Annotated in this window: 13 protein-coding genes; 8 read left to right on the top strand and 5 right to left on the bottom strand. The window is 36.3% G+C overall.

Going from position 1 to position 14,926, the window contains the following annotated elements; translation table 11 throughout:
- Positions 1 to 54: 54 nt before the first annotated feature.
- The 4 genes from BMX24_RS00730 (at position 55) to BMX24_RS00715 (ending at position 2,785) form a co-directional block, all read left to right on the top strand.
- Positions 55 to 933, top strand: a complete 879-nt coding sequence (locus BMX24_RS00730; protein WP_089790161.1) for a NifU family protein — start codon at positions 55 to 57, stop codon at positions 931 to 933.
- A gap of 103 nt (positions 934 to 1,036) precedes the next feature.
- Positions 1,037 to 2,098, top strand: a complete 1,062-nt coding sequence (hemH, locus tag BMX24_RS00725; protein WP_089790159.1) for a ferrochelatase — start codon at positions 1,037 to 1,039, stop codon at positions 2,096 to 2,098.
- 207 nt (positions 2,099 to 2,305) lie between these two features.
- The gene (locus BMX24_RS00720) at positions 2,306 to 2,536 is read left to right on the top strand and encodes a hypothetical protein (RefSeq protein WP_089790157.1); all 231 of its coding nucleotides are present in this window, start codon (positions 2,306 to 2,308) and stop codon (positions 2,534 to 2,536) included.
- Positions 2,537 to 2,785, top strand: a complete 249-nt coding sequence (locus BMX24_RS00715) for a hypothetical protein (protein ID WP_089790155.1) — start codon at positions 2,537 to 2,539, stop codon at positions 2,783 to 2,785.
- 274 nt (positions 2,786 to 3,059) lie between these two features.
- On the opposite strand, the gene BMX24_RS00710 is transcribed toward BMX24_RS00715, so the two are convergent.
- Entirely contained in the window at positions 3,060 to 4,271 is a 1,212-nt protein-coding gene (locus BMX24_RS00710; protein WP_089790153.1) for a type IX secretion system plug protein, read from the bottom strand.
- A 199-nt stretch (positions 4,272 to 4,470) separates the two neighbouring features.
- Here BMX24_RS00710 and BMX24_RS00705 point away from each other — a divergent pair, with 199 nt between their 5' ends.
- Positions 4,471 to 5,109: an MBL fold metallo-hydrolase gene (locus BMX24_RS00705; protein WP_089790151.1), complete on the top strand. Its 639-nt coding sequence runs from the start codon at positions 4,471 to 4,473 to the stop codon at positions 5,107 to 5,109.
- A gap of 143 nt (positions 5,110 to 5,252) precedes the next feature.
- Here the strand turns inward: BMX24_RS00705 and BMX24_RS00700 are convergent, their stop codons facing one another.
- The 3 genes from BMX24_RS00700 to BMX24_RS00690 are packed head-to-tail and all read right to left on the bottom strand — an operon-like array spanning position 5,253 to position 10,441.
- A complete protein-coding gene (locus BMX24_RS00700; protein ID WP_089792655.1) occupies positions 5,253 to 7,703 on the bottom strand; it encodes a TonB-dependent receptor in 2,451 nt (816 codons plus the stop codon).
- A gap of 27 nt (positions 7,704 to 7,730) precedes the next feature.
- Complete coding sequence (locus BMX24_RS00695; RefSeq protein WP_089790148.1) at positions 7,731 to 9,209, bottom strand: trehalase family glycosidase; 1,479 nt, start codon at positions 9,207 to 9,209, stop codon at positions 7,731 to 7,733.
- A gap of 2 nt (positions 9,210 to 9,211) precedes the next feature.
- On the bottom strand, positions 9,212 to 10,441 hold the full coding sequence (locus tag BMX24_RS00690) for an MFS transporter (RefSeq protein WP_089790145.1): 1,230 nt from the start codon (positions 10,439 to 10,441) through the stop codon (positions 9,212 to 9,214).
- Positions 10,442 to 10,564: 123 nt separating this feature from the next.
- Here BMX24_RS00690 and BMX24_RS00685 point away from each other — a divergent pair, with 123 nt between their 5' ends.
- Entirely contained in the window at positions 10,565 to 11,464 is a 900-nt protein-coding gene (locus tag BMX24_RS00685; protein ID WP_089790142.1) for an AraC family transcriptional regulator, read from the top strand.
- Positions 11,465 to 11,801: 337 nt separating this feature from the next.
- Here BMX24_RS00685 and BMX24_RS00680 read toward each other — a convergent pair whose 3' ends face one another.
- Positions 11,802 to 12,356, bottom strand: coding sequence for a thioredoxin family protein (locus BMX24_RS00680; RefSeq protein ID WP_089790139.1), 555 nt, complete (start codon positions 12,354 to 12,356; stop codon positions 11,802 to 11,804).
- Positions 12,357 to 12,658: 302 nt separating this feature from the next.
- Between BMX24_RS00680 and BMX24_RS00675 the strand changes: the two genes are divergently transcribed.
- Positions 12,659 to 13,255 (top strand): TetR/AcrR family transcriptional regulator, encoded by a 597-nt coding sequence (locus tag BMX24_RS00675; RefSeq protein ID WP_089790137.1) that lies wholly within the window; start codon positions 12,659 to 12,661, stop codon positions 13,253 to 13,255.
- A gap of 371 nt (positions 13,256 to 13,626) precedes the next feature.
- A complete protein-coding gene (locus tag BMX24_RS00670; RefSeq protein WP_089790135.1) occupies positions 13,627 to 14,787 on the top strand; it encodes an efflux RND transporter periplasmic adaptor subunit in 1,161 nt (386 codons plus the stop codon).
- Positions 14,788 to 14,926: the final 139 nt, after the last annotated feature.

Below are 14,926 nucleotides of genomic sequence, written 5' to 3'. Positions count from 1 at the left end.
ATCTAGCTTCTAAATTCTAAATACGTATTTTTGTATCTCAAATTTAACGAAAAAATGCATACTATACTTATAGAACCAACCGAAAACCCGAAAGTGATGAAATTTGTGGCTGATTACAACCTGATTCCGGGATCTTTGGAGTTGGACAGAGATTCAGATATTTCAGAAATTCCTTTAGCACAGGAGCTATTCAATTATCCATTTGTAGAAAGAGTTTTCATTACGGCAAATTTTGTAGCAGTGGCAAAACAAGATACAATAGAATGGGAACATGTAGCAGAAAGCCTGAAAAATGTAATTGAAGACGAATTATTGGCCAACCCAAGAGTTTATCTTCAAAAGAAAAAAGAAATGTATCAGATCTATGCAGAAATGACTCCGAACCCGAATGTAATGAAGTTTGTTTCCAGCAAACTATTGCTTGAAGGATTTGTAGAAGTGAAATCCAGAGAAACTGCTGATGGAGTTCCTTTGGCTGAAGCTATTTTCAAGGAATTTGATTTTGCTTCCGAAGTTTTTATTTCTGATAATTTTGTGGCGGTGACAAGAGATAATTCCGTAGAATGGCATCAGGTGATGATGGCTGTTCGTGGGATGATTGCCGAATATCTTCAAAACGGAGGTAAAATTTCAACCCTTGAGTCTCAAAAACACGAAAATCCGGTTGAGAAAATCATCAACAGAGATTATACGGAAGACGAACAGAAAATTTCTGACATCTTAAACGAATACGTTGCTCCTGCAGTAGAAAATGACGGCGGAAAAATTTCTTTAATGGAATACGATAAAGAACACAAAACAGCAAAAATGCTTCTTCAGGGAGCGTGCTCAGGCTGCCCAAGTTCTACCGCTACTCTGAAAAACGGAATCGAAAATATCTTAAAACAATTCGTTCCGGATTTGGTGGAAAGAGTGGAAGCGGTTAACGGATAAAGTTTTGAGTTCTGAGTTTTAAGTTTAATGTTAATACACAAAACTTTAGACCATGAACTTTAAACACTAAACCTTAAACTTTAAACCTTTAAAAGAAAAAATCTTGCAGAAAGAAACCTCGAATCCCGAATCCCGAAACTCTAAAAAAGGAATTTTATTAGTCAATCTTGGATCTCCCAGATCTACGGCCGTACAAGATGTAAAGGAATATCTAGACGAATTTTTGATGGACGAAAGAGTGATCGACTACCGTTGGATTTTCCGGGCCCTTCTCGTTCAGGGAATTATTTTAAAAACAAGACCTCCGAAATCTGCCGAAGCCTACAAAACAGTGTGGACAGATGAAGGTTCTCCGCTTATCGTCATTACAGAAAAAATCCAGAGGAAATTGCAAAAACTGGTAGATGTTCCCGTGGAAATCGGGATGAGATATGCGCAACCAAGCATTGAAGCCGGAATTCAGAAGCTGGTGGATAAAGGCGTTACCGAGATCGTACTCTTCCCTCTGTACCCGCAATATGCGATGAGTACAACGGAAACTGTGATCGAAAAAGCGGAAGAAGTAAGAAAACAGAAGTTCCCGAAGGTGAAGATCAATTATATTCAACCTTTTTATAACAGGGATATTTATATCAATTGTCTTGCAGAAAGCATTAAGGAAAAGCTTCCTGAAAATTTCGATGCATTACAATTCTCCTATCACGGCGTTCCGGAAAGGCATATTTATAAGACCGATCCTACAAAAACCTGTAATCTGAACGACTGCTGCTCAAGAGAAAGCAACCCGAGCCATAGTTTCTGCTACCGTCACCAATGTTTTACGACGACGAATCTGGTGATCGAAAAGCTTAATTTACCGAAAGAAAAAACGATTGTTTCTTTCCAGTCGAGATTAGGAAAAGATAAATGGATCGAGCCTTACACCGATGAAACCTTGGAAACCATTCCGGCTAAAGGAGTGAAAAACCTGGCTATTGTCTGTCCGGCCTTTGTTTCAGACTGTCTGGAAACCCTGGAAGAAATTTCGGTGGAAGGAAAAGAGCAGTTCTTGCACGGAGGCGGTGAAAATTTCCATTATATCCCCTGTCTGAATGATGAAGACCGCTGGATAGAAGTGGTAAAGACCTTATGTGAAGAAAAACTCAATGAATTTTATTTAGTTTAACATATTAACCTTCGGAAACGGAGGTTATTTTTTTGATTAAAAATACAAAAAAAGAAGAACACCCCCATTATTTCATCTTATTAAACTCAAAATAATTAAAAATTTAAGTCAACACCCCTATTATTTTTAATTAAATTATGAAATTTAATTAATTTTTATTAACTTCACTCCATCAAAAAACACAACATAACCTTAAAAATTTAAAAAATGATGAATACAACTGCAGAAATTTTAAAAAATAAGATTGAAAACTTCAGTCCGGAAGTTTTGGAAGCTTTTGTAAAAATGATGGAAATTTTTGAAACGGAGAACAAATCTGCTGTTCCTCAATTTCAATTGGATGAAGTTTTATACAGGATTCAGTTTCATAATGAGAATCCGGGTACAAAATTAGATTTCTACGAAAATATTTCTGAGCTGAAAAAGTATTGTGCCTAAATGAAAGTTCTTCTCTCTTCCATTGCCAAAAACGATATACGGCTTCTTCTGCGTGTATTCAACGCGGAAAAGGGAAACACGGGAATTGATTTTCTGGAGGATTTAAAGGAATCCATTAATGAAATTTCGCAGCAAACAGAGAGATCAGAGGAAGTCAGCATTAATGAAATGAAAAATTTCCCTGTCAATATTCATTATATATTTGAAAATGATGAAGTTTTGTTTGTAACTGCAATTTTTAAAATGTAAAGATTTTTCCAGACTATTATTATATTGAACCTCGCAGGATTTTTCTGCGAGGTTTTTTTATTATTAACTAAGATTGAATTGATTATTTTTTAGAGATGCTTCGAGAACCTCAGCATGACATCTCTAATACTAACTGTTTCCTTTTAACAGCATATTTGTAGCGGTGTCATGCATGCTGAGCTGCCTGTATTGAGCTTGCCGAACTATGGTAGCATTTATACTTTCCTCCACTTCTCAAACCCAAAAAACACTCAAACACTCCCACTCCAAAACCCTATCTCACCGGTGTCCTAAACTCACCATACCCCATCAATCCATCATAATTTCTACCAAAAGGAGCATAATATAAAAATGCCTGATAAAGATTTTCCGTCTGCCAGAAATTACCGTTAATTTCTCCGAAATCCAGGCTTCCGTCAGGAGTTTTTGTAGCCAGAATATAGTTGTAGAAACCTTGTTTAAGATATATTTTTGCTACATATTGTTTAGTTGCAGCATCATATTGCATTTGATTTTCTTTGCTTGGCTTAAAATTGTTGAAACCTCCCAGCACATAAATTTCCTTATCCACAGGATCGGAATCCAAAGAAAAATATACCCAAGAGTAATCTGCTTCCCTTTCCGCATCCCTTTCTCTGCCAATATCATTTCTCCTGTAATACCAGGCTCCGTTTACATCCGGCTGATATTGATAATTTAAAGGGAAAGCCCAAACCGGATGAAGAAATGTATTGTTCACCCCGTCTTTCACTTCCGTTGCGCGTACCATATCTGCGGCCAGATTCATGTTTTTATTATCGAAATAATAAAACTCATTATTTCCCGGAAAAAGCAATGACATCTGCTGAAAAAGCAATTGGTTTCCCAGAGTCGTGCTTGGTTTTAAATTATTAATGACCATATTCGGGTTGTTGTTCTGCATCACATTCAGGGTCATGGAATTAACATTGGAAGACAAATCTCCCCCTTTGGAAACAGCCTTCACTTCTACCCTTTGATTGACATTAGGATTTCTTGCTTCAGAAATTCTGGAAACACCAACCGCTAATGTCGCCGCATCTTCTACCAGATAGAATCTTCTTTTAAAAAGAGGTTTATCCGCAGAATCTTTATAAACGATAATTTCAAAATTTCCCGAAATTTTAGGTTGAATTTTATCATTCGGAAATATCAGTTTGTAATGGGTATAAGCCTGCAACGTATTGAATGAATACTGAAATTTATCCAGCAAAGCATTTAGACTGCCGTTCGCATATTCTGTAAAGAAAAGATTATCATCCTCCCAATTTCTGTTGTAATGTTTGATCGTATATCTGTAGATCTCACTTGCATTCGTAAGATCGTCAAAGCTTAAAACCAACTGCTGATTGAAATTAATCACCGGTGTCTCGTCATTCGTCTGAGGATTAAACAGCTGTATGCTTTGGATGTTTTGTCCAAAAACCAGTCCGCCCAAAGAAAGTAAAAAAATGCGCAAAGTTTTCATTATGACGAAGATAAAGAAAAATCGATTTTAAACCATACTTGGAGTGTATATTTATTCATTGAATTATTTTTTTTAGATTAAATGAATGCTTCGAGAACCTCAGCATTTGTACTATTAAATATTTAAACTAAAAATCACTCAAATGTTTTAAACAAAAACTTTTATGGTAAATTTGTCTTAATTAAAAATATTCAAAAATATGCTTCAGATTCAAGGTTTCGTATTCAACTTTGCCAGCGAAAACACCTATATTATTTATAACGAAAATAAAAATGCCTGGCTGATCGATCCGGGAAATATGAATGATCAGGAAACAAAAGCTATCAGCAATTTTATCACTGAAAATGGGCTGAAAATCCAGAAAATCCTTCTGACTCATGCTCATATTGATCATGTTTTGGGACTGCAGTGGGCTTTTGACACGTTTAAAGTTCCTGTGACGATGCATAAGGACGATCAAGATGTTCTGGATATGCTTCAGGCGAGCGGAATGAGATTCGGTTTTCAGATCAATCCTGTAAAAGTTGATATTGAATATGTAAACGAAGGCGATGAACTGGATCTTGACGGGGAAAAATTCAAAATATATCATGTTCCGGGACATTCTCCGGGAAGCGTGGTGTATCATAATGAAAACCAGCAATTCATGATTTCCGGTGATGTTCTTTTTGAAGGAAGCATCGGAAGAACCGACCTATATAAAGGAAATTACGAGCAATTAATTGAAGGAATTAAAACAAAACTTTTTATCCTCGACGGCAAAACACAGGTTTTCTCCGGCCACGGAAATCCTACGACTATTGGGTTTGAGAAAGAGTATAATCCGTTTTTTAAATAAGCGGGATGCGGGTTTCGTACGTTTAATTATCCGGTAAACCTTGAAGGTTTAGATTATGTTTTGGATAAGTTGTTAATTGATAACAAAAAACCGCCAGAAAAATTCCGGCGGTTTTATCAATTTTATGAAGAAAACTAAGTTGTTTAGAAATCTAAAGTTATCGAAGCTCTTACGGCAGCACCCATGATCGGTCTTGCCATAATGATTCCGTCACCTGTCGGAGATCCGGCTCTTGGGTCGCCTTCTGTGATTCCGATTGTGTTGAAGATATTCGTTCCGTCAACTGCAAAACGGATTTTTCCTAACTGATAAGAAGTTCCGGCTCCAAATTCCGAGAATGAAGGCAATGTCTGTGCATTTTTCTCATCCTGGAAACGTTTTCCGTAATAATTCATGCTTACATACGTTCTCCATTGTTTTGTGATATTCACGGCCGGGGAAATATTAAAATAGAATTTAGGCATTCTTCTTACGGTATTTCCATCATAGTCGAATGTCGATCCGTCTGCATTTCTTCCTGTAAAATCTTTATATTTCGGACTCTGAATCGTTCCGTTGAAAGTAATTTCCAACAAATTATTAAACAATCTTGCATATCCTTCCAATTCTACTCCTAAGTTGGTAGTATTGGCAAATTTGTTTTCTGAAGTTCCGTCAGAATACACATCCGTAAACGAAAGATTTTTCAGTGTAGAATAGAACGGAATCACCGCTACATCGAATGTTCTTGAATAATATTTATATCCAATTTCCAGCTGGTTGGTCGTTACCGGTTTTATTGCCGACAGATTATTCATATTATTATAATACGCTTCTTCGTTCGGAGATCTGAAACCGTTGGAAAAACGGGCGTACACAGCATTTTCTCTATTAATTTTATAATTTAAAGCTGTGGTGAAAGAAACTCTGCTGATGTCATAGTTCCAATAGGTGTATTTGTTTCCTAAAACCGCCATATTATCGTCGGCTGTCGTGGTATAGAAGCTGTGGGTTCCGTCTGTTGTTAAATCAGAATTATTCAAGTTAGATGTTGTTGTGCTTACTCCATATCCTTTGTAGAAATCGCGGCTGTAACGGATTCCTCCATTGAAACTTAAATTATCTGTAATATTATAATCTAAATTCAGATACACATCATTCAAACTTCCCTGAATCTGAGAATCTCTGATTAAGAAAGACATATCCGTAACCCCATTGTACGTTTTAGAATATCCCATATCTGTCGGAGCTAGAGAAGTATCAACAAGATTAAGAAGTTCCGGTCTGTCTGTTGCGGTCGTTAAAATATTACTCCAGTTCCAGTATTGATGGGATTTCCAGTTGGATTTGTAGAAACCTGCCGTTACATTTCCTTTGTCAAATTTATAATTGAATTGTAAGTCATTCACAAAATTATTCATCTGCTTGTCGATTGCCCAAAAACCTAACTTTTGAACAAATTGTGGATTGACAACTGCTCCATTGCTCACAAGAGAGTACTGATATCCTGTCATTCCTAAACCTCCTTCTGAAACAGGATCAGTAGCAAATTTAACAGCATCTTTAGGACCTCCCGCCGGGAAAATTCCTGTATAATTCATATTGATATTGGTATATCTCGTTTTGTTTAAAACAGAGAAATTATTTCCCAAATCATATTTAAATTCTGCTCCCAACACATCAACTTTCGGATGAATTCCGTCTTCTAAATTTCTACTGAAAAATCCTCCACCCGCCTGTGGAATATTCAGCTGACTGATCGTTCTGTAGCTGTACGTCCCATAATTGGCATCAAAACCGGAAAATTCTTTCAGATCATTTCCATTTTGTACCAAAGGAATCGGAAGGAAAAAGGTATTTCTGTCATCCAGTTTTTTATAATATACTTTAGCATAGCCTTTATCGAAGACATATTTTAGATTCATTCTGATTTGTCCGCCGTTATTGGCTTTAAAACCTGTTTTTCTGATACCGTTATCCGCTCTGTAAAAACCTCCGATATTGAAGAATAATTTATCTTCAACCAAAGCTCCGCCCAGATTGACATCGGTACGCATCAAGCCATAAGTACTGGTTTCTAATTTTGCCGTTCCTTTGAAATCGTTGCTTCCTTCTTTGGTAATAAAGTTGATCAACCCTCCCGGAGAATTGTTGGCAAAGATAGATCCGGAACCTCCTCTCAGAGCCTCCAATCTGCTCACAGAATTATCTACACGGAAGAAATTATCTGCATTGGCAAATTGTAACGCTCCGTCTTCAAAAACCGGAAGTCCATCTTCCTGAACCTGTACGAATTCGTAAGCTCCCGCAGAAGGAATCCCTCTCGCGAAAAGGTTGTTTCCTACTTCACCACCCGAAGTTTCCACTGCAAACCCCGGAACCCTCTGCAATAATGCAGCGGCACTGATAGGATTTTGCTTCTGGATTTCTTTCGCCGTAAACGTAGAAATTGCCGTACTGGATTCTATTTTCTTTTTTGGGTTTGAGTTCCCCGTGATTACTACCTGATCAATAGATGCCGTTTTTGTGGAATCCTGTGGAGTTTCCTGTGCATACGTATTATTAAAATAAAGCGTTGCAATCCCGGCAAGTAAGAAAATCGATCTTTTTTTCATAGCCATATTGTTATAGTTAGTTTGTTTTTAGTTATTTTTTAATGTGAGATAAATACCATTCGTCCATCCAAATCCGTCCTGGTTCGGATATTCTCCACCTCCTGCAACAGTTTCTATGTCTAAAGCATTGTATTTTTCCATTAATTTTCCGGTGTTGTTGTAGACTCTTTCTACATTGGCGCACCAGTTATTTTTAATTTTTTCTGCCAACTCATCAAAACCGTAATTTTTCATTGCTTTAAAACCCAGCCATTGATACGGCGCCCAAGCGTTGGGAAGATCCCACTGTTGTCCTGTTTTTTTGGTCGTAGTCACCAATCCGCCTTGATAGAGGAATTTTTCTTCTATGATTTTTGCTACGGATTTTGCCTGTTCGCCACTTGCCAATTTCAGGAATAAAGGATAAAGAGCAGCAATATGTTCAGACGGTGTTGTTGTGTTTTTTTTTGTGTGATAATCTTTGTATGTCCCTGATTTTTCATCCCAGAAATATTTGTCGATCATCTGTCTTCGGCCTGCTGCTCTTTCTTTAAAATAATTTTCTTTTTCAGACAAATTTTGAAGCGCTGAAGATTTTGCCAATGTTTTTTCCAAATGCCATAGAAGGCAGTTCAGATCTACTTCAGCTAAGTTCAGGGTTTCGATTGTCTGTATATTTTCTCCGTCTGCAAACCATCTGCTGGAAAAATCCCAGCCCGATTCGCAGGCGCTTCTGATGTTTCTGTAAAATTCTTCTCCTGCATTTTCGCTGTCTTCAATATCAATTAAATAACTTTCAGGACGCGGTTCGTTTTCTGCATCGTAATATCTGTTTAAAATATCTCCATTAATAGTTTTTACGACTCTATTAATATTTGAAGCATTTTCTAAATGTTCAATTCCGTTCATCCAGAAAGCATATTCTTTTTTTAAAGTGTCATAATATTTGATGTAAATAGCTTCATCTTTTTTTGTTTCAAAAAGCAGATCAAGCATCAACGAAAAATACGGAGGCTGGGAACGGCTCAGAAAATGAGTTCGGCTTGCATTCGGTACAAATCCGACAGTCTGAATTAAATACGAACAGTTTTCAATGATATTTTCCATCATTTCCACTCTTCCGGAAACCTGTAATCCCAGCATGATAAAATAGCTGTCCCAATAGAAAAACTCATTGAAACGGCCTCCCGGAACGATGTATGGCTTCGGAAGCTTCAGCAAGGTTCCTTTTTCTTCATAAGCTGTTCTTGTCAGTTCATCCCAAAGCTTTTCGATATGTTCTTCAATCGGCAAATGGTCTTCCCTCTGAATCGAAATTTTTGCTCCTAAAAAATCAAAATGAGAGAATACAAAATCTTTCAGATCAAAATTTTCCGAGTTTTTTTCTTTTTCATATTTTGCATTAATCAAACTGATCGGAAACAGCGGAACTGCATCGGTCATCATCTTTTGATCTTCAAAAACCTTTGATCTTTGGACATCATCAAAAAGAGTCTGAATTTCTTTTATATAGAGCTGTTTGTTCATTTTTATTTTTTATGATTTATTTTTAATTTATTCATAATAATTGCTGAAATAATCAACAATGAAAGTGGAATTAATGAAAGGTAAAACGCCTGCTGTCCACTGAATTCCTGAAAGACAAAACCAGTAATTATTGATCCTATCGTACCTCCAATTGCGGAGAAAACCACAATTAAACCAGACATTGCGCTGTGTAAATATTTTGGAATTGAAGCCAGAATCACGGAGTTGATACTCGGATAAATCGGAGCCAGCAAACCACCCATTAATGGAAATAAATACACGACAAGCGGAGCATTCAACCATGTTGTTCCGGTATCAATATGGATGTTGTGAGTCAATGGTAAAACCAATAAAATACTTATCGCAAAGCCCACCACGCAGAAAGAAACCACGTAGATCCAGCTGAATTTTTTCGAGAAAAACCCTGATAAAAACCTTCCCAACGCAAAAGCTCCCGCTAAAACCGCTCCCGCCTGAATGCTCATCGAAGTCGGAACTTTTAAAATTTCTTTATAAAAAGTCGGCGTCCAGGTTTGGAAACTTTGTTCTACCAACACGAAAAGAAAAGCGCACAATAAAAAGAACAGTACTTTTTTATAACTGAATAAACTTGCGCTGTTTCTCAAATCTCCCAGCAAATCTGTTTTCTCGCTTTTCGCTTCATGTTCGTCTAATTTTGAGAAGAACAAGAATAGAAATGATAAAGTTGAGAGTGTTCCCAACACCCAATACACATTCAGCCAATGGGTTGATCTGGGATTGTGGTCATCTATAAACAAGCTGAATAAAACATTTCCCATTAATACGCCGATCATGAAAAAACCTTCCAGATAACCCATAAAACTTGAATGTTCCTTATCTGTATCCGTCACCAACCCGATGGAGGTGAAGACTGAAATTTTAATTAAAGCAAAAGAAATCCCGACAATGGTAAATAACAGTTTGAAAAACCAAAAGTCATTGGAAAAAGGCATCACAAAACACATGCAACTCACCAAAAACAGAGCGATCAACATCGAATTTTTTATTCCTATTTTTGGTAAAAAAGATGCCAGAATGAATGAGCAAATTGCAATCGGAAGATCTTTAAAACCTTCCAAAACACTTGCAGAAGACTTCGAAATACCGAAATTTTGCTGCATTTGTAAAATTACCGTTCCTACAGAATTCAAAAGAATCGCAAAAACGAAATAATTTAAAAATAAAACTGCCTTTATGTTGAAATTTTTCATTCAATTACTTTCTTGTCGGCTAAGATATAAGCATTTGCCTTAACGTTAATTTAACACAGTAAATGAATATTTGAACTATATTAATATAATTATTATTTTAGAAAACAAAATACGATTAATTGAATGAAAGTTACATTTGAACGGGTAATCCCTGATGAAAAGAGCTCTTTCCGCACGATTCACAACAATTCTCCCATTTCAGAATTCAAATGGGAATACCATTATCATCCAGAAATTGAACTTGTCTGTGTGATTTCCGGGAGTGGAACGCGCCACGTCGGATACCATAAAAGCAATTATACGAATGGTGATCTGGTGTTGATCGGTTCCAATATTCCCCACTCCGGGTTTGGGTTGAATTCTATTGATCCGCATGAAGAAATTGTATTGCAATTCCGGGAAGAAATTCTGCAGTTTCCGCAACAGGAAGTGGAAGCGAGATCGATTAAAAACCTTCTCGAACTTTCAAAATATGGGATTCATTTTCATTCCAAAATTAAAAAAACGATGCTTCCAAGACTGAAACTCATGTTGGAATCTGAAGGGTATAAAAGGTATTTGCTGCTGCTTGAAATTTTGTTTGAATTGTCAAAATGTACAGATTATGAGCTTCTAAACAAGGAAATTATGCCTTACACGATTATTTCAAAAAATAAAACCCGTCTGGAAAATATTTTCACCTATGTTGAACACAATTACGATAAGGAAATCAATATTGAAGATGTGGCGAAACTGGCAAATCTGACACTGCCGGCTTTCTGTAATTTTTTTAAAAAAGCGACTCAGATTACGTTTACAGAGTTTGTGAACCGATATCGTATCAATAAAGCGTGTTTGCTGATGGCGCAGGATAAAAGCATCTCAGAATGCAGTTATAACTGTGGCTTTAATAATGTGACTTATTTTAACAGGATGTTTAAAAAATATACGGAAAAAACACCTTCTGAGTTTATTAAGAATTTCTCGCATAATAAGGTGAATGTAGATTTGAAGGTGGAAGCTAAGAGTAAGGCTACGTTTTAGAATAATTTTAGATGCTTCGATAAGCCCAACATGATAATGCTAATAAAAACTGTTTCAAATCTTTCGCAGATTTTGCAGATCGTCATATTTTTTAACGCAAAGTTTTTATCTTTTTTTTCACATTTTAAAGTAAGCTAAGATTGCATCAACAAGTTGATTTCACGAAGCAAATTTCATTTGCCTTTGCCCTATTAAAATAAAACATAATGTTATTTAAATCTTTGCGTTTAAAAATTATACATATCAAAAAAAACAAAAAAAGCCGTCCCAAAGAACAGCTTATATATCATCAATTGCAAGAACTGTCAACCGACACCCTGCTACCATCAACCAAAAATTATTTCCATTTAATATTGCAGCCCATGCTCGGTCTTTGAATTTCTTCCTGAGGTTCGCCCAACAACAAATTTTCAAAAGCAATAATTAAATCTTCACCCGTCACATCCTTGTTATTCCCAGGTCTTGAATCATCCATTTGCCCTCTGTAGATAAGGTCTAATTTATCATCAAAGAAAAAGAAATCCGGTGTACAAGCGGCGTCATAGGCTTTTGCAATCGTCTGGCTTTCGTCGTATAAATAAGGAAAATCAAAATGTCTTTCAATCTGGAATTCGATCATTTTTTCAGGAGAATCTGCAGGATATTTTTCTACATCATTCGAATTGATCGCAATAAATTCAATCCCTCTTTCATGATAGTCTTCATATAATTCGTGTAATTTATCGATCACATGAAGAACAAACGGGCAATGGTTGCACATGAAGATCACCAATGTGCCTTTTTCTCCTTTCAGCTCATCCAATGACTGTATTTCGTTACTTTTTGATGGGTTTGGAAGCTCAAAAAACGGTGCTTTTGTACCCAATTCGATCATATTTGAAGGAGTATTCATATTTTTTTTATTTGTGCACAAAGATAAAGATTTTCTTGATTATATAAGTAAGGAAGCTTGAAACAAGGGGATAGAAGCTAACAAATTATTATTTAATTGAGTGGGACTATAAACTCCATTAATTTTTACAATAATTAAAAAAATCACCTTTTCACAATAACCTGCAGCTCCCATTCTTCCAGCATCCAGCCAATTTACATTAGTTCTCAAAGACCTTGCTTCAAAAGTTAAACTCTAAAATTTGTTTGGAAGTTATATTAAAAAGTTTGTAGTTTTGCTAACACTGTTAGTAATTAAAAATCATGGGTCTACATGAACGTCGACAAAGAGAAAAAGAAAACATACGCACCAGCATTCTGGACGCGGCTTTTTCCCTGGCTAAAACCGAAGGGTGGGCTTCACTTTCCATGAGAAAAATTGCCGATGCCATTGAATACAGTGCGCCGGTAGTTTACGATCACTTTGAAAACAAAGAGGCTATTTTATACGAGATCTCGTTGAATGGTTTCCATTGTTTGCACATCGAATTGTTGAAAGCTCAGAGAGAACACGACAATCCGGAAGACCAATTGAAAGCTATTGTGGATGCCTACTGGAAGTTTGCATTCAAAAACAAAGAGTATTACCAATTGATGTTCGGATTGGGAATGCAATGTAGCGGAAAAGGAATGATGAAAGAAGAATTTTCGTCGTTTCAGGATATGCTTTACGATTGCACGTATGAAATTATTAAGAAAAACGGATCAAATCCGGATAACGCCTGTCACATGTCTCACGCTTTATTTTCTGCGGTACATGGCTTGATTTCGATCATGATGATGCGTAATGACGATATTCCTTCTACGATGAACAAGACGACTTTGGATGAAACTGTTTCTGCTTTTGTTAAGTCTTTGTAGAATTTTTTTTGAAATTAAAATTAACACCGTTAGGAATATTAACACTGAATTAATGTAAATTATTCATTTAAAACTAATTAAAACTTAAAAACCATCTATGTAAGATTTGAAAATTAATAGTAAAAATTAATTTTTTTTTACTTTAATAATTAACACTGTTAGTAAAAATAACGCGATTTACACCTCATCTTAATTATACTAAACCAACATTAAAAACAATTTTCAATTATGAAAACACCGATCTGACGTCGAGTATTAAAAATTCTGTAATTTTTTTTGAACTAATCATTAACAGCGTTAGGAAATATAACAGGATTTACATTAAAAACATTATTAAAATCTAACACTTCATTAAAAATTTTAAACTTAAAATGAAAATATTTGGAAAAACGAGGATTATCGTACTTATCGCAAGTATTATCCTTTTACAAAGTTGCAGTAAAGCCGCTGAAAATACCAACCAGGCTCCCCCTGCTCCAGAGTTACCCGTTTATACCGTAATCACCTCTCCTGCTACTGTTTATCAGGAATTCCCTACTGCATTGGAAGGAAAAAACAATGTGGAAATCAGATCTCAGGTTGATGGATATTTAGATAAAATTTACGTAGAAGAAGGAGCTTATGTAAGAGCCGGACAGCCTTTATTTAAAATAGATTCAAGAAGTTACGGCGAACAAATGAATATGGCTACAGCCAATTTACAGGTTGCCAATGCCAATATTCAGAAAGCGAAAGTGGAGGTTGACAGACTGGAACCTCTTGTAGCCGCAAAAGTAGTTTCCGAAGTACAGCTGAGAACTGCAAAAGCCAACTATGCAGCCGCTGTAGCAGCCGCTTCACAGGCAAAAGCAACAGTAGGGAGCGCAAGAATCAACGTAGGATTTACAACGATTACAGCGCCGGTAAGCGGATACATCGGAAGAATTCCTTACAAAAAAGGAAGTCTGATCTCAAGAACAGATCCAAGTCCATTGACTTTATTATCTGATATCAGCGAGATCTACGCCTATTTTTCTTTGAGCGAAATGGATTTCATTGCTTTCCAGAATAAATATCCGGGAGCCACTTTAAACGAGAAGCTGAAAAATATGCCACAAGTAGATTTGGTCATTGCAGACAACAGCACGTATCCTGAAAAAGGTAAAATGAGCATCGTTGACGGACAATTTGACAAAACCACCGGAGCCATCAGTGTTCGTGCCGTATTCCCGAATGCAAACGGAGTACTGAGAACGGGTAATACAGGTAGAGTTCGTATGCCTCAGCTATTCGACAAAACGCTTGTCATTCCTCAGGAATCTACGTATGAAATTCAGGATAAAACGTATGTATACGTAGTCGGAAAAGATAAAAAAGTAACCGGAAAACCTGTAACCATCTCAGGAAAAACAAACAATTATTACTTCATTTCAGATGGACTTTCTGTAGGAGATAAAATTGTGTTTACAGGAATCGGAACATTAAAAGACGGTGTTGCCATCCAGCCAAAAACTATCTCTTCTGATAGTCTGCTTAAGGCAAGACCTTTGTAAACGATCCTTCTCAGGACTATTTATAAGAACTGCTTAAACTTTTTTTAAACCTCAAAAGTTTTTAAACACATAAGTCACATTTAGGTTTAAATCTTTGAAAATAGAAGAACACCCAAGTTTTTTGAAAATCTAAGATTTT

The sequence above is a fragment of the Chryseobacterium wanjuense genome (assembly GCF_900111495.1).
In the GTDB taxonomy this organism is placed as follows: domain Bacteria; phylum Bacteroidota; class Bacteroidia; order Flavobacteriales; family Weeksellaceae; genus Chryseobacterium; species Chryseobacterium wanjuense.
This window is presented reverse-complemented; position numbering and strand designations above follow the sequence as displayed.